16 protein-coding genes are annotated in these 22,926 nt (G+C 37.6%); 8 read left to right on the forward strand and 8 right to left on the reverse strand.

Going from position 1 to position 22,926, the window contains the following annotated elements; genetic code table 11:
- Positions 1-413: 413 nt before the first annotated feature.
- From AACM02_RS06260 to AACM02_RS06280, 5 genes are all read right to left on the reverse strand, one after another.
- Complete coding sequence (locus AACM02_RS06260; protein ID WP_339116410.1) at positions 414-2,594, reverse strand: hypothetical protein; 2,181 nt, start codon at positions 2,592-2,594, stop codon at positions 414-416.
- A gap of 169 nt (positions 2,595-2,763) precedes the next feature.
- Positions 2,764-3,744 carry an IS30 family transposase gene (locus tag AACM02_RS06265; RefSeq protein WP_076932160.1) on the reverse strand — a complete coding sequence of 327 codons (981 nt, stop codon included), beginning with the start codon at positions 3,742-3,744 and terminating at the stop codon, positions 2,764-2,766.
- A gap of 138 nt (positions 3,745-3,882) precedes the next feature.
- Positions 3,883-5,757 carry an SGNH/GDSL hydrolase family protein gene (locus tag AACM02_RS06270; protein WP_339116411.1) on the reverse strand — a complete coding sequence of 625 codons (1,875 nt, stop codon included), beginning with the start codon at positions 5,755-5,757 and terminating at the stop codon, positions 3,883-3,885.
- A gap of 92 nt (positions 5,758-5,849) precedes the next feature.
- Complete coding sequence (locus tag AACM02_RS06275; protein WP_339116412.1) at positions 5,850-7,772, reverse strand: family 20 glycosylhydrolase; 1,923 nt, start codon at positions 7,770-7,772, stop codon at positions 5,850-5,852.
- 12 nt (positions 7,773-7,784) lie between these two features.
- Complete coding sequence (locus AACM02_RS06280; RefSeq protein ID WP_339116413.1) at positions 7,785-8,543, reverse strand: SGNH/GDSL hydrolase family protein; 759 nt, start codon at positions 8,541-8,543, stop codon at positions 7,785-7,787.
- Positions 8,544-8,677: 134 nt separating this feature from the next.
- Between AACM02_RS06280 and AACM02_RS06285 the strand changes: the two genes are divergently transcribed.
- Together AACM02_RS06285 and AACM02_RS06290 are read left to right on the forward strand one after the other, a co-directional pair.
- Entirely contained in the window at positions 8,678-8,953 is a 276-nt protein-coding gene (locus AACM02_RS06285) for a DUF4372 domain-containing protein (RefSeq protein ID WP_339116414.1), read from the forward strand.
- 3 nt (positions 8,954-8,956) lie between these two features.
- Positions 8,957-9,847: an IS4 family transposase gene (locus AACM02_RS06290; protein ID WP_339117440.1), complete on the forward strand. Its 891-nt coding sequence runs from the start codon at positions 8,957-8,959 to the stop codon at positions 9,845-9,847.
- Between the two features lie 120 nt (positions 9,848-9,967).
- On the opposite strand, the gene AACM02_RS06295 is transcribed toward AACM02_RS06290, so the two are convergent.
- The 3 genes from AACM02_RS06295 to AACM02_RS06305 form a co-directional block, all read right to left on the reverse strand.
- A complete protein-coding gene (locus AACM02_RS06295; protein ID WP_339116415.1) occupies positions 9,968-11,566 on the reverse strand; it encodes a hypothetical protein in 1,599 nt (532 codons plus the stop codon).
- Positions 11,567-11,692: 126 nt separating this feature from the next.
- Entirely contained in the window at positions 11,693-13,183 is a 1,491-nt protein-coding gene (locus tag AACM02_RS06300) for a RagB/SusD family nutrient uptake outer membrane protein (RefSeq protein WP_339116416.1), read from the reverse strand.
- Positions 13,184-13,203: 20 nt separating this feature from the next.
- Positions 13,204-16,452 (reverse strand): TonB-dependent receptor, encoded by a 3,249-nt coding sequence (locus tag AACM02_RS06305; protein ID WP_339116417.1) that lies wholly within the window; start codon positions 16,450-16,452, stop codon positions 13,204-13,206.
- 217 nt (positions 16,453-16,669) lie between these two features.
- Between AACM02_RS06305 and AACM02_RS06310 the strand changes: the two genes are divergently transcribed.
- The 6 genes from AACM02_RS06310 (at position 16,670) to AACM02_RS06335 (ending at position 22,701) form a co-directional block, all read left to right on the forward strand.
- Positions 16,670-16,993, forward strand: a complete 324-nt coding sequence (locus tag AACM02_RS06310; protein WP_339116418.1) for a DUF4372 domain-containing protein — start codon at positions 16,670-16,672, stop codon at positions 16,991-16,993.
- Between the two features lie 33 nt (positions 16,994-17,026).
- Positions 17,027-17,641, forward strand: coding sequence for an IS4 family transposase (locus tag AACM02_RS06315; protein WP_339116419.1), 615 nt, complete (start codon positions 17,027-17,029; stop codon positions 17,639-17,641).
- Positions 17,642-17,894: 253 nt separating this feature from the next.
- On the forward strand, positions 17,895-19,106 hold the full coding sequence (locus tag AACM02_RS06320; protein WP_339116420.1) for a transposase: 1,212 nt from the start codon (positions 17,895-17,897) through the stop codon (positions 19,104-19,106).
- Positions 19,107-19,205: 99 nt separating this feature from the next.
- Complete coding sequence (locus AACM02_RS06325) at positions 19,206-20,363, forward strand: DNA-binding transcriptional regulator (protein ID WP_339116421.1); 1,158 nt, start codon at positions 19,206-19,208, stop codon at positions 20,361-20,363.
- A gap of 274 nt (positions 20,364-20,637) precedes the next feature.
- Entirely contained in the window at positions 20,638-21,483 is an 846-nt protein-coding gene (gene dapF, locus AACM02_RS06330; protein WP_214062169.1) for a diaminopimelate epimerase, read from the forward strand.
- 3 nt (positions 21,484-21,486) lie between these two features.
- On the forward strand, positions 21,487-22,701 hold the full coding sequence (locus AACM02_RS06335; protein WP_332456333.1) for an LL-diaminopimelate aminotransferase: 1,215 nt from the start codon (positions 21,487-21,489) through the stop codon (positions 22,699-22,701).
- Positions 22,702-22,926: the final 225 nt, after the last annotated feature.

Genomic DNA, 22,926 nt, shown 5'->3' on the forward strand with positions numbered 1-22,926 from the left:
TTAATGCTTTGTTACTTTTATGTTGCTTCAGTTATGAATTACAAATTAATTCCTTCCGTGACATATGGTTCCCCTAAATTTTTAAAGGTTATAGGATGAACATACCGGATGCTTCGGATTGTGCCAACTCTCTATATAGTATCGCATCTCTATGTTTCAAAACGCTTTGTTACGTAGTATAGAGGCCGTTTTAGTATCTCAATCAGTACCGGATCTCCCGTGCCAGACACAAAAATAGCAGTCGCTTCAAAGCAGGGGCAGTACTCGCTTAAATTTCTTATATGAGTCATATCCTACTCAATGACATGTACCAAACCGGCATATAAATTTTCATTTTTGATATTCGCCTGAAACTTGTTAATTCTTTCATTAAACTCATTTTGTGAAATCGCTATTTTACTCATAATTAAAATTTAATTAATAAATTCAGCATTAACAAATGCATTTATAAGCTCCTTTTTGGTTATATTTTTTGCTTTTAAGAAATGGCGGTTGGAGAGAGGAATTATAATAGAGCCATCATTTTCAGTAACCACTTCTTTTTTTACTCCAAAAGTTTCAAATAGCTCAACATCAGTTCTGTCCAATACTAATTTAAGATTACTGTTACCTGAAACGTGCCAATACACAACATATAGATCTTCATTCCGTTCAAAAACAAAAGCCCGTATTTCTTTACTCCCTCTAGCAACCTTTTTAATCTGTTCATAGGGTTGTAGTTCATACTTCTTATATTCATTAATCAACAAAATATGTTCTTGATCGTAATTTTGCAGCATCTTTTTTTGTTGATTTGTTAACCAATTTTGTGTACGTACATCTTCCCAGCGACGCAACACCTCCAGGTTGTCAACTGTACGTGGATGCTCTTTAAATACCTGTAAGTTAGACTGCATGGAGACTGGGCAATCCCATGCAGCAGCCCTACTAGTAACATACTCTAGCATATCAGGTTGTGTGCCGGCACTTTTTCCATCAGGAGAAAAATAACCGAGCCAACCAAAGTTTATACGCGTAAAGTCTTCTTGCATGCGGGGTGCTTGTTCCCCAGGCCATTTACGTGCGTCTTCTTTCATTGTTTTTGGATCAAAAACGTCAAAAGCATTTCCACCACTCAGCATATGCCAGCTAAAGTGTGTTTTTGCAGCACCTTCCGTAAATATTGGTTGAGGATCCAGTCGTTTAAAAATTTTATACTGCGCCGAAGCAATATGAAACCAAAAGGGATCATTAACTCCCTCAGAACCGTCAAAATAGATAGATTTAAATCCTAAATTATATATGTCTGCAATCTTGTTGGCAATTTCATCTTGTAAATCTGTATTCTGATCGATATAAATACTTGAACCACCAAATTCAGTTACATCTAACAGTCCAAAGATATAACCCTTGGGCTGCGAATTAATTGTTGTGTTATCAATTCCTCTCTTACATCCAAAAAACTTGTAGGGTTGGGTTATGGTAAATCCTTCATAGGATATTAATTCTGTTCCGATTTTTAATACTCTGGTATGATCAGCCATTGTGCATTCAACCGGGTTTTGCTCGATGTAAATTTCTGTATCATCTATGCGCAGAGCTTCTGCCAAAGTGAAATACCTAAGCATGTTGAGACGATGATCGGGAATCGGGGTAACATAATCGCTATTTCTAGCAATATGTGTATGAAGAAAATGAAACCCTGGAACAATTCCCTCTTTTTCGATATCTTTCAACATATCACTTAAATCTTCCTCCCCATTTGGATAAATCCATCTGTTTAATTCATAATTTCCTAAATTTGTCACAAATGATGGATAGTACATCATAATGTGACGAAATCCTCCCATTTTAGCATACTTAAGATGTTGACTGAGATTCTCAGGATTTACATCGCTAGACCAGTAATAGGATAATTTGTTTTGACTATGGCGCCGACTCTCAACTCCTCGGGGCATATTAAAATCTTCTTCAACTACAGCAATTTTGTCTAAAAGATCCTTGGTTTCGCTAACAATCAAAGCTACACCAACATCTCTCAATTTGACATCCTTTACAGCATCTGCACTCATGATCCGATAACCGTTACGCCTTTCAGAATCTATTCGAGCATATTGATCGGTTGCTAAAACATTAATTGCTAAATCCTCATCCCAGCTAACATTAAGCCATTCACCAAAATGTGTTCTATTCCGGATGGGTAATTGTAAAATACGTAGTTCTGAAGTAGGTGGAGGAGTAATCAGAACTCGATAATCTTCAGGGTTGACGATAAAATCTTCTAAGCGGAAACCTAGGTAATCAGGAGTTTCTTTTACTTTTATAATGGCTTCGTACGGAAGAACTTCAAAGCCGACAATGAGATTATTGCCCTCTCTGTAAATAGTATCAGCAAAGTAAGTTGTTCTTTTATTAGGATGGGAGAGTTTAACTTCATTATTATATGGCCTTTCTTGGGTAACAGTAAATATCGGAATATTTTCTCCCGAAACAAGACACTCCTCATTTGTAGGTTTATAGATTAAGCTTTTAACAATGCCATCATTGCCAATCAACAACCTTACTTGTTCATTCTCAATAATTATATCATTTTTATTGTATTTGTTGATGTTCATACAAGAAACAAAAAAAATAGATATGAATGTCAATAAAATCGTATAAAATCTCATATTTCAATATTATATAATTTTCCTATTATTAAAGATATATGCTTGCTTTTTGGAGAAGGTAAAGGGTATAGATAAACAATTCCACTTTTATATTGCAATAATTCAAACCGTAGATTCAACTCGCAAATGCAATTTTATTTTCCAAAGATGCAAAAAATAATTGAGCCGGTGTTTTATAGTTCAATTTTTTTCTTGGTCTTCGGTTTAATTTGTATTGTATCTCCTTCACTTTTTCACTATTAACATCATTAAAGTCAGTTCCTTTCGGGATGTATTGGCGTACGAGTTTATTGGTGTATTCGTTCAATCCTCTTTCCCAGGAACTGTATGGATTGGCAAAGTAAAAATCAATATCCAAAGCGCTTGCAATGGCTTTGTGTTCTGCAAACTCCTTGCCGTTATCGGATGTTATGGTGTGAATCTTTCCTTTATAAGGCATTAACAGACGGATGACAGTCTCCTTTACTGCCTCGGCATTCTTCCCCTTTTCCAATTTTTCCATTAGCACAAACGCCTTGGTTCGCTCCACGATGGTTAAGATGGCACCCTTGCCGTCTTTGCCGATTACGGTATCGATTTCCAAATCTCCAAATCGTTTTTTCTGGTCTACGATTGCCGGTCGGTGTTCAATCCCCACCCTGTCTTTAATGTGTACCCGGGTATCCGATACCGGGCGTCTTCTGTGCTTGAGCTTGTGGCGTAAGAAAGTGTATAAATCTCCTCCTTGCGCCTTGTCTTTGCGAATGTGCTGATAAATCCTTTCCACGCTTACCATCTCAATGCCGTTGACTTTGCAATAGCCGTTAATCTGTTCGGGAGACCACTGTTCTTCCCGTAGTTTTTTGTCAATGAACCGCTGCATGGATGAACTGAAGCTACGCTTGCGCTTGAAGCGTTCCTTGCGTTCATCGGCAAGCATTTGAGCGCGAGCCGCAGAATACTTCCCACGCTTGGCTTTATTGCGGGACAACTCCCGACTTATGGTTGATTCCGATACTCCTACAATCCCTGCAATCTGTTTTTGTGTACTTCCCCTTTGAAGTAGAGCTGATATTTGGTATCTTCGCTCTACGGTCAATTGTTTAAATTTTTTCATAATACAACTATTATAAACATTTTGGCCAACTTTCCCAAGGGAACGCGTTCCCTTGGGAATCTTTTTGACCATTAATAAATGATATTTAGTTGCATTTACTAATTGAATTTACGAACTTGTTCATTTAAATATTTAATTTTAAAATTTAAGCTTTACTTTCTCAAGAATAAATGAAACGATAGGTTCTGGATTTTTCAGGCTATGTGGATGATGACCAACGCCCATTTTTGAAATCACTTTGATCTCACCTCCCAGCATTTTATAGCGTTTCTCAAGAAGAGAGGTGTTTTCAATCATGGGAACTATTGAGTCACTAGCACCACAAACACTAAGGATAGGAATTTTATATCCCGCAAGTGGAGCAAGATTATCTACCGGATTATACTTATACTCAATCGCTTGTTTATCATTTTTAAATCCGTAAACGCTTTTCAATTTCATCCAGTCTGAAGGATACTTCTCGCTTTTTCCTAAACCACCTGGCCAGCTTTTAAAATCACAAACCGGGGCATCAAGATAAATACATTTTACTCTGTCCGGATTCCGTGCCGCCCAATTAAGGGCGAACAAACCACCTCTACTAAATCCCTCCAAAACTGTTTTACAGTTTAAGTGTTCAATGCTAACCAGATATTGATAGAATGAATCCATTATATCTAAGGAAGCAGGGGCTCCATACATATCACACATATTGATGTATGCTAAATGAAACCCTTTGGATAATAGTGTGCTATCAACCTGCGGTTCATGACCAAAAAACTCTGTTCTCCATACCCACGGATTTCCGTCAATTGAATTGTGAGGTTTTATCAAAATACAGTCTCTTCCATTAAAGACAAAATCCCTCCGTTTAAATCCGAACCAATCAGAGAATTTTATAGAATCAGAATCAATATCAATTTTTTGGTCCTTTATTATTTGCCCACTCCAAATTCCACGTATTTTTTTTTCATAAGCCAGTGCATAACGCTTCATTCCTAGGTCGTTTGGATGTTGTCCATCCACTGTACTTTCAGAATCCAACCCAATATCTTCACTCGTTAATAAATAAATATTCTGAAATCCTTTTGATTTTATTTCACAGAAAACATCATGCATTAGTTTATTAATTTTTTTGAAACTATTGTCTAAGTCTGAATTCAATAAATCAATATTTGCATCAGCGTGTTCTGCTAATAATATTGGTGTTTTTGGCCTTTTGGAATGGAGATAACTGACTGCATTAATAATTTTATCCTTTATTATTTTTTCACTAAATGAAGTTAAATTCGGCAAACAGTCGAGAATGAATATTTTAGCATCAGTTTCTGCCATCAGTTTAATTAGAGGCATTTCCAAAATTCCGTTACTGGAAAAACCAAGATTGATTACAGGACTTTGAAGTGCTCTCCCCAACTGAGCAGTCCATGCCATTCCTGGACGAGAAGCACACCCTCCTTGAGCAATAGATGTTCCATACACAACGATCTGTTGTTCTTCTCTTGCTTTGATTGGCACAAAATTAGCATCTTTAACTACACCAATATTTAACCACTCTACTTTATTATACAATGGTAAATACAAAATGTACTCTCTTAATTCTGGTTTAATTGCAGAGTAAGAGTAATGAATTGTATCACCAAATGTGTAAGTAGCCCCAGCCCATCTCCGTGAACCATTTTTTTCTAAAGAATAAAGGTCTAAACCGCTAACTCCGGTAGCAGGCATATGCTCAAACTCAAATTTATTCTTAACTTGGTAACGAATTCTGATTTCCGATGAGTTGGTTTTAAATCTTATGGCTAACCCAGAAGATTCTTGTGATTTTGTCCAGACAACTTCTCGAACGTCATCTTTCACTCTTTCGGGAAGACGATTATACGTGTTAGAGGATTTACTAGGGCATACCTGTCCTTCAACCACAAGAACTTCGCTTTGGATTGGATTCCACCACTTAAGTGAATTCATCTGAGCACTTAAAGCATGGCACATAACAAAGAGAGTTACAAGTATGTATGATTTACGTTTTTTCATTTATAATTATTTTATATTTTATAGAGTATGCTTGGCTTAATCGGTAACTTTATGCTGAAGATTTACATGCGCTGACACCAAAACCTTTTTATTCATTTTTCAATTCGTTGATCAAGCATGTTTAGTGGACAATTAATCTGATTACCAACAGGTTGATTATTCCGGTAAGTTCTAACTTTTATTTGTGAAGCTCCCTTGGGAATATATAGAGGTATACCTTCGTATTTAGGACTAAATTTATCCGGATTTGTTTCATCAAATGTATAATGGATATCTAGACCAGATATTTCTGTTCTCAATTTAACTTTTAATGAGTCATCTGTTCCTTTTATTCCACTAATAATCGCATCAAATACGCTTCTGGCATAATTAATTTCATTTTTATCAAAATAATTAAATCTTACCTCCATCCGTCTGATGAAATCATTCCATTCACGCTTTTCATTAGGAGACCAAAAAACCTCTGATAATGCCAATGCTCTAGGCCAAGTCATGTATTCAGCATGTCGTGAATTGGGCACTGATTCTGTCCACAAATTACCTTGTCCTCCTAAAATATATTCTTCATTTACATTAGGAGGCACAAGATCGAAATTATAACAATTCTCAAGTCTCAATAAGCTATATGTTTCTGGTTCAATTATATGATCGCCTTGATAAAGATCAAGATAGGTGTGGTAGTTAGGAGTCATAATGACATGATGCCCCATTTTGGCGGCTTTAATTCCACCATCTATACCTCTCCAACTCATAACAGTTGCCTCAGGGGATAGCCCACCCTCCAAAATTTCATCCCATCCTATAAGTTTTTTCCCTTTCTTCTTTAATATAACCTCTACTCTTTTTATTAAATAACTTTGCAGCTCATCGGTGTTTGACAAGCCATTTTCTTCCATTCGTTTCATACAAAAATTGCAGGTCTCCCAAAAGTCTTTAAAACATTCATCTCCTCCTACATGTATGTATTCAGATGGGAATAAATCAGCTACTTCTGAAAACACTTTGTCCAGAAATTCGAATGTAGTCTCTTGTCCAACGCATAAAGTATTGTTATCCACTCCGTAAAATCTGCTCCCCGGATTAACTTTGTAATCTTCTTTTGTGCAAGACAAATGGGGGTAAGCAGCAATAGCTGCAAGACTGTGACCTGGAACATCTATCTCGGGAACTACCGTAACAAAGCGTTCTTGTGCATATTGCACTATCTCTTTGATATCATCTTTTGTATAAAATCCACCATAAGTTGCCTTTTCATTTGGTTGTGGGGGTTGAAAAGACCACCATTTTCCCATTCGGGGAACACGCCATGCACCTATTTCCGTTAATCGAGGAAAGCTGTTTATCTGAATTCGCCAACCCTGATCATCGGACAAATGTAAATGAAAGATGTTGAATTTATATTTTGACAATTCATCGATATATTGTTTTACAAATTCTTTAGAAAAGAAGTGTCTACTGACATCGAGCATTAAACCTCTCCATTCAAACCTTGGATAATCAAGAATATCCAAACATGGAATTTTCCATTCATTTCTATCTATTTCTTTATTAGAGAATTTACAATTTGAAGAATTATTATTTATTGGAAGTAACTGCAGAAGTGATTGAAAACCATAAAATAGACCTTGAGATTTAGGAGCAAGGACAATAATTTTTTTTGGCGTGACCTGTAACTTATACCCTTCTGGGCCTAAAATTCCTAATGAAGCAGTGTCAATTTTAAAAATTATTGTATTTTTTGAATACCGAACATTCTTCTCAATAACTTTTAAATCTATTCCGATAAAATTATTAAGTTCATCAGCAAACATCTTAGCTAATGGTAGAACATCTTTTCCTAGCGCAAGTATCTGAGTAGAATTATTCAATGAAAAATTTCCATCCTGTACTTTAACAGATACTGGATTAGGTATAATACTATAAGTTGGTTCCTCATCGTTGTATAATGGAGAGTTACAACCCAGCAATACCAAAACGATAATAGTAATAAGCAAAATAACTCTATTCGTATTCATATTTTTGTAAATTTAATGTTTTCCCGAGCAAGTGAATGATCGAGCATCATAAATTGATAAAGTTCTAAAAATCAAGCGTGCTATCTCTAAATGTCCTTCAGCATTTGGGTGAAGCGGATCATCCAACCACTTCCCAAAAACATCTAATCCTTTTGTTTTCCAATATGTCCAATTATCTACTAAAATCACATTCTTTTTTTTGGCAACCTTAATAATAACATCTACATATTCTGGCAGTTTTTCACGTGAAGCAGTTTTCATTTTAACTACTCCTTTATTGTCAATTGCATTGGGTGTTTGCAATATTGGAATTGAATGATTATTTATTATTTTGTCAACAATTCTATTAAGATTATTTTCAAAAACGGAAGGAGTTATTCCAACTGCTTGGCAATCATTAATTCCGAACATTATTGAAACTATATCAGGATTAAATTGACCAATACACAATTCATAAGCATTAAGTAAGTCCGAGCTATTGGTTCCGTTTATTCCACTGTTTATAATTATATCATAAATACGATTCATTTCCCATCTAACCCGTTCAGCAAATATTTCTGGATAACTACGCATCCCGTATGTGTGTAAAGCCCCTTGAGTCACACTATCGCCAGTAAATACAACCTTAATAGGGTTACTCTGCTTCAATAGGTCCTTTATCTTATTATTAGTATTATAAATCAAAGGTTTTACCCCAAGTATTTTTGGAAATATCATAATACTAGGTAACATCAATATAAACTCTTTTCTTGAAAATTTCTTATTATTCACATCATTGCTGTCCGGAGAAAAATTCTCAAACAGGGTTTATTAATATAAAATTCAATATTTTACGAGGCTGAAATTATTTTTCGATTAGAAATCATAGTTTTGTGAATCGGCATTTGAGCCACATTCTGCAGGCTATGAATAAAGGAAAAACAATCTTTGCACAAATTATGTCTCTTGTTAATGAATATGAGTTTAAGAAGTGTGTTGACCACTACAAGGGCGACAAACACTCTATAAAGTTCAAATGCCGTGATCAGTTCATGGTGATGAGCTTTGCACAGTTCACAGACCGTTCCGGTCTGAGAGACATTGAAACAACTCTCAACCTCTGCACTCAGGACCTCTACAGATCGGGACTCAAGGCAATGCCCAGGTCCACGCTTGCAGAAGTGAACGAGAAGAAGGATTGACGTATTTATCAGGACTTTGCACAAGTTTTGATAAGGGAAGCAAAGAAACTTTATACCGACCAAAAGCTTCGTGTCGATCTTGAGGAGATGGTTTATGCCTTTGACAGCAGCACCATTGAATTGTGTCTCAAGCTTTGCCCGTGGGCCACTTTCCATCATGGTAGAGGTGCGTTCAAAATGCATACGCTGATGGATATCAGAGGCTCTATTCCGACATTCGTCCGTCTTACTGACGGTCGTATTCACGATTCGAAGGTCATGGACAAAATCCCCGTAGAGCCTAACGCGTACTACCTGATGGACAAAGGATATGTGAAGTTTGATGCACTTTACAAGCACTTTCATCTCAAGAATGCCTACTTTGTCACCAGGGCAAAAGACAACATGGTATATGAGATCCTGGAACGTAGGAAAGTTGACCCGGATGCAGGCCTGATCTCTGATCAAACGATACGACTGACGGCCGTAAAAACCTCCAGCAAGTACCCCGACACTCTCAGGCTCGTCATATATGAAGATTTCAGCACCGGTATCGTATATAGATTCTTGTCTAACAACTTCCAGCTGGAGGCACTGACAATCGCCGATCTGTATAGGGAAAGATGGCAGATTGAACTGTTTTTCAAATGGATAAAACAGCACCTCCATGTTAAAACTTTCTATGGTACCTCTATGAATGCAGTTTTCACACAGATATGGATTGCCATATGTGACTATCTTTTGCTTATTATAGCTAGGAAGCGATTTATGTTGGAGCCAAGTCTTCATACAATCTCAAACTCTATCGGACAGATCCTCTTCAAAAGAGGAAATATCCGTGATATATTCAATCAACCTACGCTCTGTGTTAATACTCCGGAGGCAGAGCTCGTTGATCAACTTTCATTATGGTAAAATTTCTCCGGACAGTTATGTTTTAAATTAATGATTTTTCAGGGGATTGAGCAAATATTCAGCGCACTTGTTTCATTGATTTTGAATGCTTTAACTAAATAAACTCGCGAATAGTTTCAACTACCGATTCGCATTACTAAATTTAAAGGAATAAATGTCTGCATCTTTCATAAAGAATCTTATTCGAATTGATTTACCTTTTAACTTTGAAACATCTGCTCCATTTTTCCAATAGACAATTCGTTCTGTCGTGTCACCAAATGTTGATTCACAATCATCGAGGGTAAATCCTGAAATAGGCTTTCCATTGATATCTTGTAATTCTACTTTAACTTCTCCTGCAGCAGAAGTAGAGAAATTAAGTAATAATTTATCACCATCGAAAATCAAAGGTTTTGTAATTAGTTCTCCGCCAGACATTGGTGCGCTTGCAGAAACAAAACCATCAAGACGCAGGGTATAGCGCCTCAGAACATTCATATCCTTTTTTATTGTCCCCCAATTGCCTTCAACAGCATAGAATGAAATTTCATTGGGCGCACCCTCCATTTGTGATTTTGTTTCAACCATTGACCAAGCCATATATTGATCACCGTAACTCCAAGATCCAGTTCGTTCGATACCTGGTCGCAGAAATGCTTCTTGCCATCTTTTAAAATTATGCCCATCCCTACTAACCATTAACAAGCTTTCTGTAATAGCTGTTCCGAAACGTGACTCTTTTAAAGATCTAAATAATCTATCAGCAGGATTAGGAAGCTTTTCCATAGATTTGGACCAACCTCTTTCAACATATCTTATAGGGAATCCAATAAACATATAGGGCGCCCTGTAATAAGGTTTAATTACATTGACATACAGTTGTTCTTGTGGAGCATCAAAATACTTAAGATCTTTTTCATTTTCCCAGTGAATATAATCCTTTGAAGTTGCAGTTCTAATTGATCTTATCGGGCCCTCTTCCATATATCTCCAATAGGCACGATACTCACCACGTACCTGATCCCAAAAAGCTAGGTTTTGAGAATCAAAAGCGCCGTTTGTAATTACAACTTTGTCACTCATAAGTTCCCAATGAAATCCATCTGAAGATTTAAAAGCGAGTAATCCTTTCATTCCACTTTCTATTGACCAATCTCGTATGAAAGCTTTATAAACAGCATCTGGAGCTACATTAGGATTATTATCTTTAAATACAGCATGATGTCCTAAATCCGGATAAACGTCTCCCAATTTACCGCTAGACATAACAATATTGTTATTTTTAGAACCCTGGAATTCAACAAGATTTAAATTAGGTTTACGCCAATGAATACCGTCATCACTTTCAGCATAACAAAGGTAATATGGAGTATCGGAAACTCCCTCATGTTCAATTATGAAATTCCAAGCACTATAGTACATCCGGTATAAATTACCGTCTTGAAAAACACTGTAAAATCCAGACCCACTACCCTCCCAAGGATTATTATTTTCCAGTACAATTTCTTTGGCAGTGGGGTGATGTAATCTTAAATCAGTTCCGCCTTTTAATTCACTTATAATAAAATTATCAATAAAAAGTTGTAAATCCGAACTTACGGTGATGGGATTTACAGAAATTTGAGTCAAATCGTCTTCAAACTTCTGAATTTCTGGCTTGAAAGCATAACAAAGGAATATATTAAAAGAAATAGATAAAACTATCAAGAAATTGTGCTTATTAAAATTATTTTTCATATTTGGTCATTTTTATTTAATATGGTGAACGCAAACTATTTGGCGTTTGCTAACTGAAATGGGGTGTTAGAATTTTACTGTCGGAAAATTTAGCAGTAGTTGTAATACATGCGAAAGTTGAGCTATTTATTCAAATCCTGGATTCTGCTCAAGATTATCATTTAAACTCATGGTTTCTATTGGAATAGGAAATAACAACAAGTTATCTTGCCCTTTTTTATCTTGGAGCGATGGGACTAGATCAAAAGCTTTATCAAAACGAACTAAATCCCACCAACGCTTTCCTTCAAACATTAATTCAAGAAATCTTTCATTTAAAATTTCTTCATCATTCTGGACTTTACTTCCAGCTACAAAAGTATAATCCTGATATTTTTCTCCATAAGCTCGTTTTCTAATTTCATTTATTTCATGGCTAGGATCCTGATCTAAAGCATTTTTAGCTTCCGCCTTCATTAAAAGCACATCGGCATATCTATAAATAATGTAGTCGTCAGTATAATCTCTCACACCAGATACAACAGTTCCCGTAAATTTCTCTAAATATGATGAATGAAACGTCTTTTCACCATCTGGAGAATAAGTAAATAATTCAAGTAATGTTACGTTTTTTCTTTTATCATCAATATTGAACTTATTTCTGGCTATATCTGATGGTCCCATAAAAGGAGTGCCGGAATATGGCTCAATTCTACTACGGACATTCTCATCAAGGTCATTAGGTAAAAATATTTCTGCAGGAGCCATCCATTTATAAATACAAGGAGTATTGGGAGTCTCTTCCCAACTTCGACTTATTGCAAAAATAATTTCATTATTTTCTTTATTACCATATTCAAAAACTTCCGCAAACTCATTAAGTAAAGACACATCAGCTTTTTGTACTTCATTGCATGCATTTAAAGCAACTGTGAAATCGGTCTCTCCTCCGTTAAGCTTCTTAGCTGTCCATAAATATACTTCAGCCTTTAGTGCGTTTAGAGATGGTAATGACCACATCGTTCTACCTTTAACAAACTGATGTGTATGGAATAATGCAGATGCTTGATCAATATCACTTTTAATAAGTTCAAAAACAGTGTTGACGGAAGCTCTTGGCTTTTGAATATCCTCCAATTTTCCACTGACAGGCTCTGTCATTAATGGAACTCCTCCCCAAGTTCTTGCCATAACAAAATAAACATAAGCTCTCATTGCATAAGCTTCAGCAATTGCAAAATCTTTTTTCTCTTCTAAAGCAAAATCAATGTTCGGAGTATATTTTAAAATTAAATTACATGAGTGAATAATTGAATATAGGCCCGCCCAAGTTATTGGCGTTCCAAAAAAGCTAGCTCCCGAATTATGTTGGTCTAGTACATTCAAGTACCAATTCTGCCAGATAGGTGACCCAACACTTGTGCCTAAGGCATCGCTTCTTAACTCTCCCCATATATAAATATTTTGTGTCGTTTCTTCTCTTAATTGACTATACATAGCGGCTAGCATTCCATTAACATCTGATTCCGTTTTCCAATAAGAAGCAGAAGATATTTGGCTGACAGGCTCTAATTCCAAAGTGCTTGTACAAAAAGTAAACGTGAGCCCTAATAGATAAATTATTATATATTTTTTCATCTCAATATTCATTTAAATTATTAAAAAGTAATTGATGCACCAAGAATATAGCTTGCTGAAATAGGATATGAACCATTGTCAGTTCCGCCAAATTCAGGATTAATCCCCTTATAATTAGTAAAATAATGCAAGTTTTGACCTGTTAAGTTAAATCTTAAATTGCTAATTTTTATTTTTTGCAATAATTGCGAGGGAATTTGATAAGAAAGTGTTAACTCTCTGATAGCTAAGTAGTCACCTTTTTCATGCATTATTGTACTACCTCTATTTAGATTCGCCTGCCAGTCACCGTAATATAACCTTGGAATATCTGTATGTTCCTCATCTCCTGGCTTTAACCAAGAACGGGCAGCGTCAATTGATAATCCCAAATCTCCCGCAAATTGTCCTGTTGTTGTTGCCCTCATGTAATTATAAATTGTGTGTCCTAATGCGAAATCTACGCGACATGTAAAGTAGAAATTTTTATACGAAAAAGTATTTGTAGCTCCACCTGTCCATTTAGGATATATAGAACCCGCGTAAACACGATCCTTTTGATCAATTATTCCATTCCCGTCTCGATCATCCCATTTTGTATCTCCTCCATATTTAGTAATCTTATCATCTCCTTCAATTAAGATATCAGGTTTTGAATTTTGGGCATCCTCATCAGAATGAAATAATCCAATTGGCCTATATGCATAAAGTTCACCCATTTTACCACCTTCTTGAAGGCCTCCTTTCCATGCGTAATCTTTCAATTCATCATCCCAGATATAGATTCCTCCAATTCTATTATTTTCAATTCCATTTGGTGGAAGTTTTAATATTTTGTGCTCAACATATGACCCATTTAGTGAAATATCCCATTTAAACAAACTATTGTTTGATAAAGGTTTAAAATTAACTTCTAAATCAAGGCCTTTGTTTTCTATTGATCCCAAATTAGTAATTATATTACTAAATCCTGTTTCGTGAGGTAGTGTTCTACCTGAAAGTAGATTATCGGTAACCTTTCTATAAATATCAAAAATGAAATTAATCTTGTTGCCTATTAATCCTAAATCCATTCCTATATTAAAAGTGGTTGCTGTTTCCCATTTTAGATCAGGATTCTCTAGAACAGTATTCACAACTGCACCTATTCCATTATATTTCTGGCCTACGCTATAAGATCCTTGTGATTGATAGGGTCCTATGGCATTCGTATTTCCATTCACGCCGTAACTCGCTCTTAGTTTCAATTTTGAAACAACAGGTTTTATGAATTCCCAAAAATCCTCACTATGTAAATTCCAGCCACCAGAAATGCCTGGGAAAAGCCCCCATTTATGACTAGATCCTAGATTTGAAGCACCATCATACCGAGCATTAAGAGTTGCCAAATACTTGTTTTTATAATTATAATCAAATCGGCTAAAATACCCCATGTACCTATAAAATGCTTGGGCACTACTTACGCCTACGGGAATCGCACTTGCATTTAAGGTATATATATGGTCAGTCGCAGCCCCTCGTGCGGAACCTGATAGATTATTTTCTTCTGTTTCTAAAAATGAAAATCCAGCGGTAACACTTAAATTATGAATATTATTTAACGACTCATTGTATGTAAGTACACCGTCAAGTTGTTTGGCATAATAAGTTTGTCTAGATTCTGAAGCAGATCGTGTATCATCATAATTGTTTGCATCGTAATTTGCTTTAACGAAACTCCAGTTTCTATTCTGCCTTGTAAGAATAGAAGCTTGCGGATTAAAAGATAAATTTGGAAGAATACCCCATTGAGCTCCTAAAGTGAATGTTGATAGTTCGGACAAACCTCCTGAAGGTGTAATATTTAATCTATATTCAGGATTTCCCTTGTTACCACTATCCCCATGTGCGAGAGTTCCATCTTCAAATTTGTATTTTGCAGTAGGTGCAACTTGTAGCATCCTTCCAAAAATCACACTCTCACTATTAACTCCTGTTGTTTTTCCAGAAGAATATCGAACATTTCCAGTGACAGACAGATTTTCAAGGACTTTTGCTTCTCCTTTAGTGTTCAAGGAAAGGCGATTAAATCCTGTTCCAATTGCAACCCCATTAACATCAAGATATCCTAAAGAAACGGAATAATTAGACCGATCAGTTCCACCAGAGGCTGAAATATTGTGATTGTTAGAAACACTGGTTCTGAAGATTACATCTCTCCAATCCGTATTTTTAAATATAATGGTTTTGCTTTCATCGATGGGATCAGGCATACTTTCCCAACCTTCATGTAATTTGTGTTGGTTTTCAGGAGTCAAGTATTGAGTTGTATAGAAAGTATGTTTTGACAAATCATTTCCTGTTCCTGCGCTAGAAGCATTGTGGAGTATAGATTCAAAAAAAGGCCATTTCCTAGCAGCTTGAACAATTCCTAAACGTTGATAGTAGATAAAATCTCTTGCCGACATCATTTCTAACCTTGATTCATAATTTGATAATGTCAGATTGTAGCTATAATTTATCTTAGTTCGTCCTGATTTTCCTCCTTTAGTAGAAATAAGAACGACTCCGTTAGATCCTCTGGCTCCATATATTGCAGTTGAAGCAGCATCTTTAAGAATTTCAATTGATTCAATGTCATTATTATTTAAACCTGACATATCAGGTGAAATAACACCATCAATAACATATAATGGATAAGAGGAATTAGGATCTAAAGAAGTTCCACCCCGAATAACGATTAAGGGTGAAGCACCTGGTTGACCTGAGGTGCTGGTAACTCTAACTCCTGATGTTCCCTGAAGTACATAAGCCACATTTGAATAAGGCACATTTTCAAATGCCAGTGTATCAATTTTTGAAACTGACATGGTCAATAACTCCCTAGATTGTTTTCCATAACCAATGGCAACCAATTCTCCCAGAGCAATCGCTTTTTCCACCATCACCACATTAATTGTCGACTGTCCCCCAATCACAATCTCTTGACTCTCCATTCCTACAAAAGAAAATACCAAAAAATTCACATTTACGGGAATACTCAATTGGTAATAACCATTTTCATTGGTAACAGTTCCAACAGTAGTTCCTTTGATTACAACAGTAACTCCCGGCAGTGACTGTCCATTAGTATCGGTAACAGTTCCTGATATTAATTTTTTTTCTGATTGACCACTCTCTAATAAAAAGCCTAGATTTGATGATGAGGCAAAAGCGTTTTTATTTCCGGCAAATAGAAAGTTGAATACAAGAATTGAACATACTAAATATTGAACGTTCTTAAAATTAAAAAACTTGGTTTTGTGTTTCATAAGTCTTTAGTTTATATTTAAAATACACTGCTGTCCAAAGAAATTTTCTCAGACATGATTTAAATTAGTTTATATTAATGCATTACGTGAATAAATATTTTCCGGGATTTGAATTTATACTTTTGCAAATAGTATTGCAAGAGATAGAAATCATGAATCAGGGAAAGACCGTATTCGCTCATATAATGTCGCTCATACCGAGATATGAGCTTGACAAATGCGTAGGTTCAAATGCAGAGATCAGTTCATGGTGATGAGTTTTGCCCAGTTCACCGGTCAGGATAGCCTGCGCAGCATTGATGCAACGCTGGTTGCCCTGTCCTCCAAGTTGTACTCTTCCGGAATAAAATATATACAACGCTCGACTTTGGCACATATCAACGGGACCAGGGACTGGCGCATCTATCACGACTTCGGTCAGATATTGATCGCACAAGCGAGATACCTGTACCGCAACGAGCCTTCCAGACTCGACGTGGACGGAATCGTCTATGCCTTCGACAGCAGTACGATGAAACTTTGCCTGCAACTCTGTCCATAGGCAAGACTTCATCATGATAAAGGTGGTGTAAAGATGCATACCCTGCTGGATTTGCGGGGAGCGATTCCCACATTTATTTATCTGACGGAGGCTGCAGTCCATGACTCCAAGGCTATGAGCCTCGTTCCCGTAGAGCCTGGCAATTACTACCTCATGGATAAGGGATATGTGGATTTCAAGCGGTTGTTCTGCCACTTTCATCGCCAACAGGCTTTCTTCGTCACCAGGACTAAGGACAACATGAAGCATGAGGTGGTAGAAGAGCATCCGGTTGATAAAAGTAGCGGAGTTGTTAGCGATTCCACTATCAGACTGACGGGACTGAAAACCTCCCGATGGTATCCGGATACACTCCGCATGGTTGTGTATGAGGATTATGCCACGGGAAATGTCTATCGGTTCCTGACCAATGACTTCACACATTCTTACCTGACCATTGCTGAACTTTATAGGGAACGTTGGCAAGTGGAATGTTTCTTCAAATGGATCAAACAACATCTTAACATCAAGGCGTTCTACGGAACCAGCCAGAAAGTATACTCGCAGATATGGATCACCATCTGCGATTACCTGCTGCTTGCTATTGCCAAGAAGTTTTTCCATGTTGATCAAGAACTTTATAACGAACTATTGAAGCATAAAATATAATCTTAAACAAAAGTAGATGCTATTGCGTTAGATTAATTGATGAAAATCGAAATAATACTGACAGAACACGTATAAATACTTAATTTAATTGTCACATATAAGTAATTTAACTAACTTTACATGTTCCAATAGTTCGGTAAACATTCAATTAACTAATTAATAATCAATGATTTATACAATATGATTTAACATAAAAAATAAGGTTAAGCAGCTGATATTCAGTATCTTTATAGTAATTGCAAACACTTTAAAGATGGACAAAACCAGCATACTTAACCAATATAGGGATATCTGTAGTGACGTTTTAAATAAACTAGCTACGAAGTTAAACAAAAGTTTCAAATCGTTCCTTATGGAGACATTAATTTTATACACAATCATCCCTGGCAGGATTAATTTCCTCCAGATGGGAAGGTATGGCAAATCGTGTGAACAACGATTCCGTCAAAACTTCTCGAAGGATTTTGATTGGCTTTCGTTTAACCTTTCCTTGTCTGAACGGATATTAAACGGCGATCGTAAGGCCATAGCCATTGACCCCAGTTATATATCCAAGTCAGGAAAGTGTACTCCCTGGATTGGTTACTTCTGGTCGGGCACAGCCGGAGGGGCAAAAAAAGGATTGGAAATTCTCGGAGTAGGCCTCATTGACATAGACAATAAAGACTGCATCAGTCTTCAGGCTGTTCAGACACCGGATGGTAAAACGCTGGAGAGCAACGATATCAACCTGATTGATTGGTACCTTCTTGTACTAAAATCAATGGAAGAAAAACTTCACAAGATAAGCCCTTATGTGGTAGCTGATTCCTATTTCTCCAAAATCAGTTTCGCTTCCGGTTTAAAAGAAATGGACTTCCATCTTATCAGCCGTTTCAGGGATGATGCCGTTTTGTTTTATCCTACACTGGAGGGCCCAACAGGTAAAAGAGGCAGACCTAAGCTATACGACGGCAAGATTGACATGGCAAATCTTGATAAATCAAGAGCTGAGAAAATAGCTGTCGATAATGGAGGGCTATATACGCTGACAGCCTACTCAAAATCACTAAAGCAGATGGTACGACTTGTTATCTGGTATTCTAAGGACTCAAAAAAGCCTAAGCTGTTTTTCTCAACTAACCCCCACATGAGCGGTAAAGATGTAATAGAATACTACCGTACCCGTTTTCAAATTGAATTTTGTTTCCGTGATGCCAAGTCTTTTACAGGACTTATGCAATCCCAGGCAAGAGATGTTTCAAAATTATCTTTCAACTTTAATGCTTCTCTTACATCAGTAAACCTGGCAAAGGTGTTGGCAAAAGAAAAGGGCATCCTTTTTTCAATGGCTTCCTGTAAAACTATGATTCACAATGCGTATCTGCTTGAACGATTTATTTGCGTGTCCGGCATAAAGCCGAACAGAAGATTAAATGATAAACTTGTTAAAGAACCCGTGGAGTTTGCAGCCATTGCTGCATGACTCATATAGTAAATTTTTAACGGACTATTGATGTTAAATATATAATAGTATTACAGTTTTTGATCTTTTAGGAGTATTGCGAAAATAAGTTTCAAAGCTATGACAATAAAAATATTGGTACTGATAGATTCCTCAACTAAGTTTAGTCGACGTTTCCTGACGGGTTTAATTCAATACGCCAATGAAAATGGCCCTTGGATATTTTATCGTCTACCATCCTATTATAAGGCATTGTACGGTGAAGCCGGTATTGTGGAGCGAATTAAAGAGTGGGGGATAGATGCTGTTATAGCTCAATGGGAGTATGAAGGGGTAGATTTTCTTGACCAACTTGATATTCCTGTTTTTTTACAGAGTTACAAAAATATTAGTGGGCGATTTTCGAGAATATCCGGTGATTATATCGGTGTGGGTGTGATGGCAGCCCATTTTTTTGCGAAAAGGCATTTTAAAAACTTTGCTTTTTACGGGAATAAAAATTTCTTCTGGTCGAAAGCCAAGGCAGAAGGTTATCGTCGTGAAGTAGAAAGGATAAGGGGGAATTATTATTATTTTGAGTCTGAGTTGTTGGATAGCATGCAGTGGAGCAAGGAACATGTTGAGTTGGACAACTGGCTGCAGGATTTGCCCAAGCCGGTGGCTCTGTTTGCATGCGATGATAACTTCGCTTTGCAGGTATCGGAAATGTGCAAGGTAAATAATATCAATATACCGGATGAATTGTCGTTGCTGGGTGTGGATAATGACGAGCTGATATGCAACTTGTCGCATCCTTCCATTTCGTCCATTGTTACGGATGATGAAAACGGAGGGTATCAAACCGGAAAAATGTTACAGAATTTGATCCTGAACAAAAACAACATCCCTTTCAATATCAACATCGATCCGGTTCGCATTGAATTGAGGCAATCCACAGAGAAGTACAATATTTCTGACAACTATATAAAAACGGTGATTGATTATATCAATGAGAATATCAGGCTTAATATCTCCATTGACAAGTTGGCTGAAATAGTCCCGCTTTCGCGCAGAAATCTCGAGAAGAAATTCAGGGAGGCAACTGGTACTTCAGTCTATCAGTTTATATTGGATAAAAAGGTGGACTTAATATCTACTGAGCTGCTGACAACGGATAAGGATTTGTTGGATATTGCCATTGAAATGGGGTTTAATGATGTTAGAAATGTTTACCGGATATTTAAAAAAAACACAGGTTATACTCCAGTTGGTTACCGGAAAAAATATTTACAAAAATAATCACTCTCGAAAGTGATTAGTCCATCAATATCTTTTGATGATAGTCGGATGCCGGTGGATGCGCCTTTCGCTGAAAAAGTTTTTCCGGATCTCACGATGCTTATATGAATCCGGTAACATTTTGTCTTAGTGTTTAACTGATCGGTGAGAATAGATGCAAATCTAGTATTATTGAAAAGAAAAAAGATTGTAAAATTGCTTAATCTAATCTTTATGATTAATTTTGTATAATAAATGAGAAAAATGAAATTTTAAGTGCGTAAAGTTAATCATTATGAAATTTACAAAAATGCACGGGACCGGTAACGATTATATCTATATAAACGGTTTTGTGGAAAATATTGAAAATCTATCGGAGCTGTCCTTGAGATTAAGCGACCGGCACAAGGGTATTGGTTCCGATGGGTTGGTTGTGATACTGCCTTCCGAAGATTGTGATTTTAAAATGCGCATGTTTAACTCCGACGGATCGGAGTCGGAGATGTGTGGTAATGCTTCCCGGTGTATAGGAAAGTATGTTTACGAAAAGGGCCTGACCGATAAGACCGAGATTACGCTGGAAACGCTTGCCGGTGTTAAGGTGTTGAAGCTTTGGATGAACGAGGAAAATGAGGTCGAAAAAGTAACCGTGGATATGGGTATGCCTGTTCTGGATGCTTCGTCCATCCCTGCTGCTTTCAAGCAGTCTCCTGTAATAAAATGCCTTTTGCCGGTAAGCGACGATACTACCTATGAGGTGACAAGTGTCTCCATGGGAAATCCGCATGCCGTGCTTTTTATGGATAAGATAGATGAGCTTGATTTGCCAGAAATTGGACCGGTTGTCGAGCATTCACCCTATTTCCCTAATCGTACCAATACCGAATTTGTGGAGGTGGTTTCGGATCGTTGGTTGAAAATGCGTGTTTGGGAGCGCGGTGCCGGTGAGACGCTGGCTTGCGGTACCGGGGCTTGTGCTGCGGTGGTTGCGGGCGTCCTTAATGGTTTGGTGGGCCGGTCTGCAACCGTACAATTGCGGGGCGGTGATCTGGAGATCGAGTGGAGTGAGGACGACAACCGCGTTTACCTTACGGGTGATGCTGTGACTGTGTTTGAAGGAGAAATAAAATTAGATGAGTGACCTATGCCCTATATCAATGAGAACTTTATTAAGATTCCGGCAGCCTATCTTTTTTCAGAGATTACCAGGCGTGTGTCTCAATATGCATCGGAAAACCCGGGTGTTGACATCATACGTATGGGTATAGGGGATGTGACGCTTCCCTTGCCGGATGTTTGCGTGGATGCGATGATAAAAGCTGCTGATGAGCAGCGAGAAGTTGAAACGTTCCGGGGCTATGGGCCCGAGCAGGGGTATGACTTTCTTCGAAAAGCGATTGTGGAAAATGATTTTGCGTCGCTAGGTATAGAACCCGACGAGATTTTTGTAAGCGACGGGGCCAAAAGCGATACGGGGAATATCGGCGATATTTTCAGTGGGGACAACAAGGTGGCCATCACCGATCCGAGCTATCCGGTTTATGTGGATACCAATGCCATGGGAGGGCGAGCGGGAGAGTTTGTAAATGGATGTTGGACGGACCTGGTTTACTTAACATGCAACGAGTCGAGCCAATTTATCCCCGAACTGCCGGCGGAAAAAGTGGATATTGTCTATCTCTGTTACCCTAACAATCCTACAGGCACGACACTTACAAAAGACCAACTGGCTGCATGGGTGAATTATGCACTGGAAAACAGGGCGATTATTCTTTTCGATGCAGCTTATGAAGCGTTTATTACGGAAAAAGATGTGCCGCACAGCATCTATGAGATCGCCGGTGCAAAAGAGGTGGCCATCGAGTTCAGGAGTTACTCCAAGACGGCCGGATTTACCGGGACAAGGTGCGGCTATACAGTTGTTCCCAAATCGGTAAGGGCATCCTCGGAAAACGGGGGGCGTGTCAGTCTCAACAAGCTTTGGCTCCGGAGGCAGACGACAAAGTTTAACGGGGTTTCCTATGTTGTACAGCGGGCTGCAGAAGCTACTTACAGCCCGGAAGGCAGAAAGCAGGTTGATGAGCTTATCCGGTATTATATGGGAAATGCCCGGGTAATTCGGGAAGCGCTTCAGGCCATCGGCTTAAACGTCTTCGGGGGCGTGAATGCCCCGTACGTTTGGGCAAAAACACCGGATGGGATGAGCAGTTGGGATTATTTTGATTTCCTGCTGAAAAAAAAGCATATCGTTTGTACCCCCGGAGTTGGATTTGGCGCTTCGGGAGAAGGGTTTGTGCGTTTCTCGTCATTTGGAGATAAGAACAGAATTGCTGAGGCGGTTCGGAGAATGGTGCGCTAATTAAATTTTTTTTTGGAAGAAAGAAGGTGTGTCGGAGAAATCCAGATACGCCTTTTTTGTGATTTATGGTTGACAATGACAATTCAAATCCATGTGAAGGAAGTGAAAGATGGCGGCATGGTTGTCAAAATGATATGTTTTAAATAAAATAAAAGAAATTTGCTGTTTTTCTTGTGTGTAAAAATCAAAGTGTTTATCTTTGTGCCGATAAAAAATCAAAAAGAT

The sequence above is a fragment of the Petrimonas sp. genome, from assembly GCF_963921705.1.
Classification (GTDB): domain Bacteria; phylum Bacteroidota; class Bacteroidia; order Bacteroidales; family Dysgonomonadaceae; genus Petrimonas; species Petrimonas sulfuriphila.

Bases quoted from the DNA above. Each gene is read 5' to 3' on its own strand.
- AACM02_RS06260 (WP_339116410.1), bottom strand. From the start codon at position 2,594: ATGAACATCAACAAATACAATAAAAATGATATAATTATTGAGAATGAA.
- AACM02_RS06265 (WP_076932160.1), bottom strand. From the start codon at position 3,744: ATGAAAAAATTTAAACAATTGACCGTAGAGCGAAGATACCAAATATCA.
- AACM02_RS06270 (WP_339116411.1), bottom strand. From the start codon at position 5,757: ATGAAAAAACGTAAATCATACATACTTGTAACTCTCTTTGTTATGTGC.
- AACM02_RS06275 (WP_339116412.1), bottom strand. From the start codon at position 7,772: ATGAATACGAATAGAGTTATTTTGCTTATTACTATTATCGTTTTGGTA.
- AACM02_RS06285 (WP_339116414.1), top strand. From the start codon at position 8,678: ATGAATAAAGGAAAAACAATCTTTGCACAAATTATGTCTCTTGTTAAT.
- AACM02_RS06295 (WP_339116415.1), bottom strand. From the start codon at position 11,566: ATGAAAAATAATTTTAATAAGCACAATTTCTTGATAGTTTTATCTATT.
- AACM02_RS06300 (WP_339116416.1), bottom strand. From the start codon at position 13,183: ATGAAAAAATATATAATAATTTATCTATTAGGGCTCACGTTTACTTTT.
- AACM02_RS06305 (WP_339116417.1), bottom strand. From the start codon at position 16,452: ATGAAACACAAAACCAAGTTTTTTAATTTTAAGAACGTTCAATATTTA.
- AACM02_RS06310 (WP_339116418.1), top strand. From the start codon at position 16,670: ATGCGTAGGTTCAAATGCAGAGATCAGTTCATGGTGATGAGTTTTGCC.
- AACM02_RS06315 (WP_339116419.1), top strand. From the start codon at position 17,027: ATGCATACCCTGCTGGATTTGCGGGGAGCGATTCCCACATTTATTTAT.
- AACM02_RS06320 (WP_339116420.1), top strand. From the start codon at position 17,895: ATGGACAAAACCAGCATACTTAACCAATATAGGGATATCTGTAGTGAC.
- AACM02_RS06325 (WP_339116421.1), top strand. From the start codon at position 19,206: ATGACAATAAAAATATTGGTACTGATAGATTCCTCAACTAAGTTTAGT.
- dapF (WP_214062169.1), top strand. From the start codon at position 20,638: ATGAAATTTACAAAAATGCACGGGACCGGTAACGATTATATCTATATA.
- AACM02_RS06335 (WP_332456333.1), top strand. From the start codon at position 21,487: ATGCCCTATATCAATGAGAACTTTATTAAGATTCCGGCAGCCTATCTT.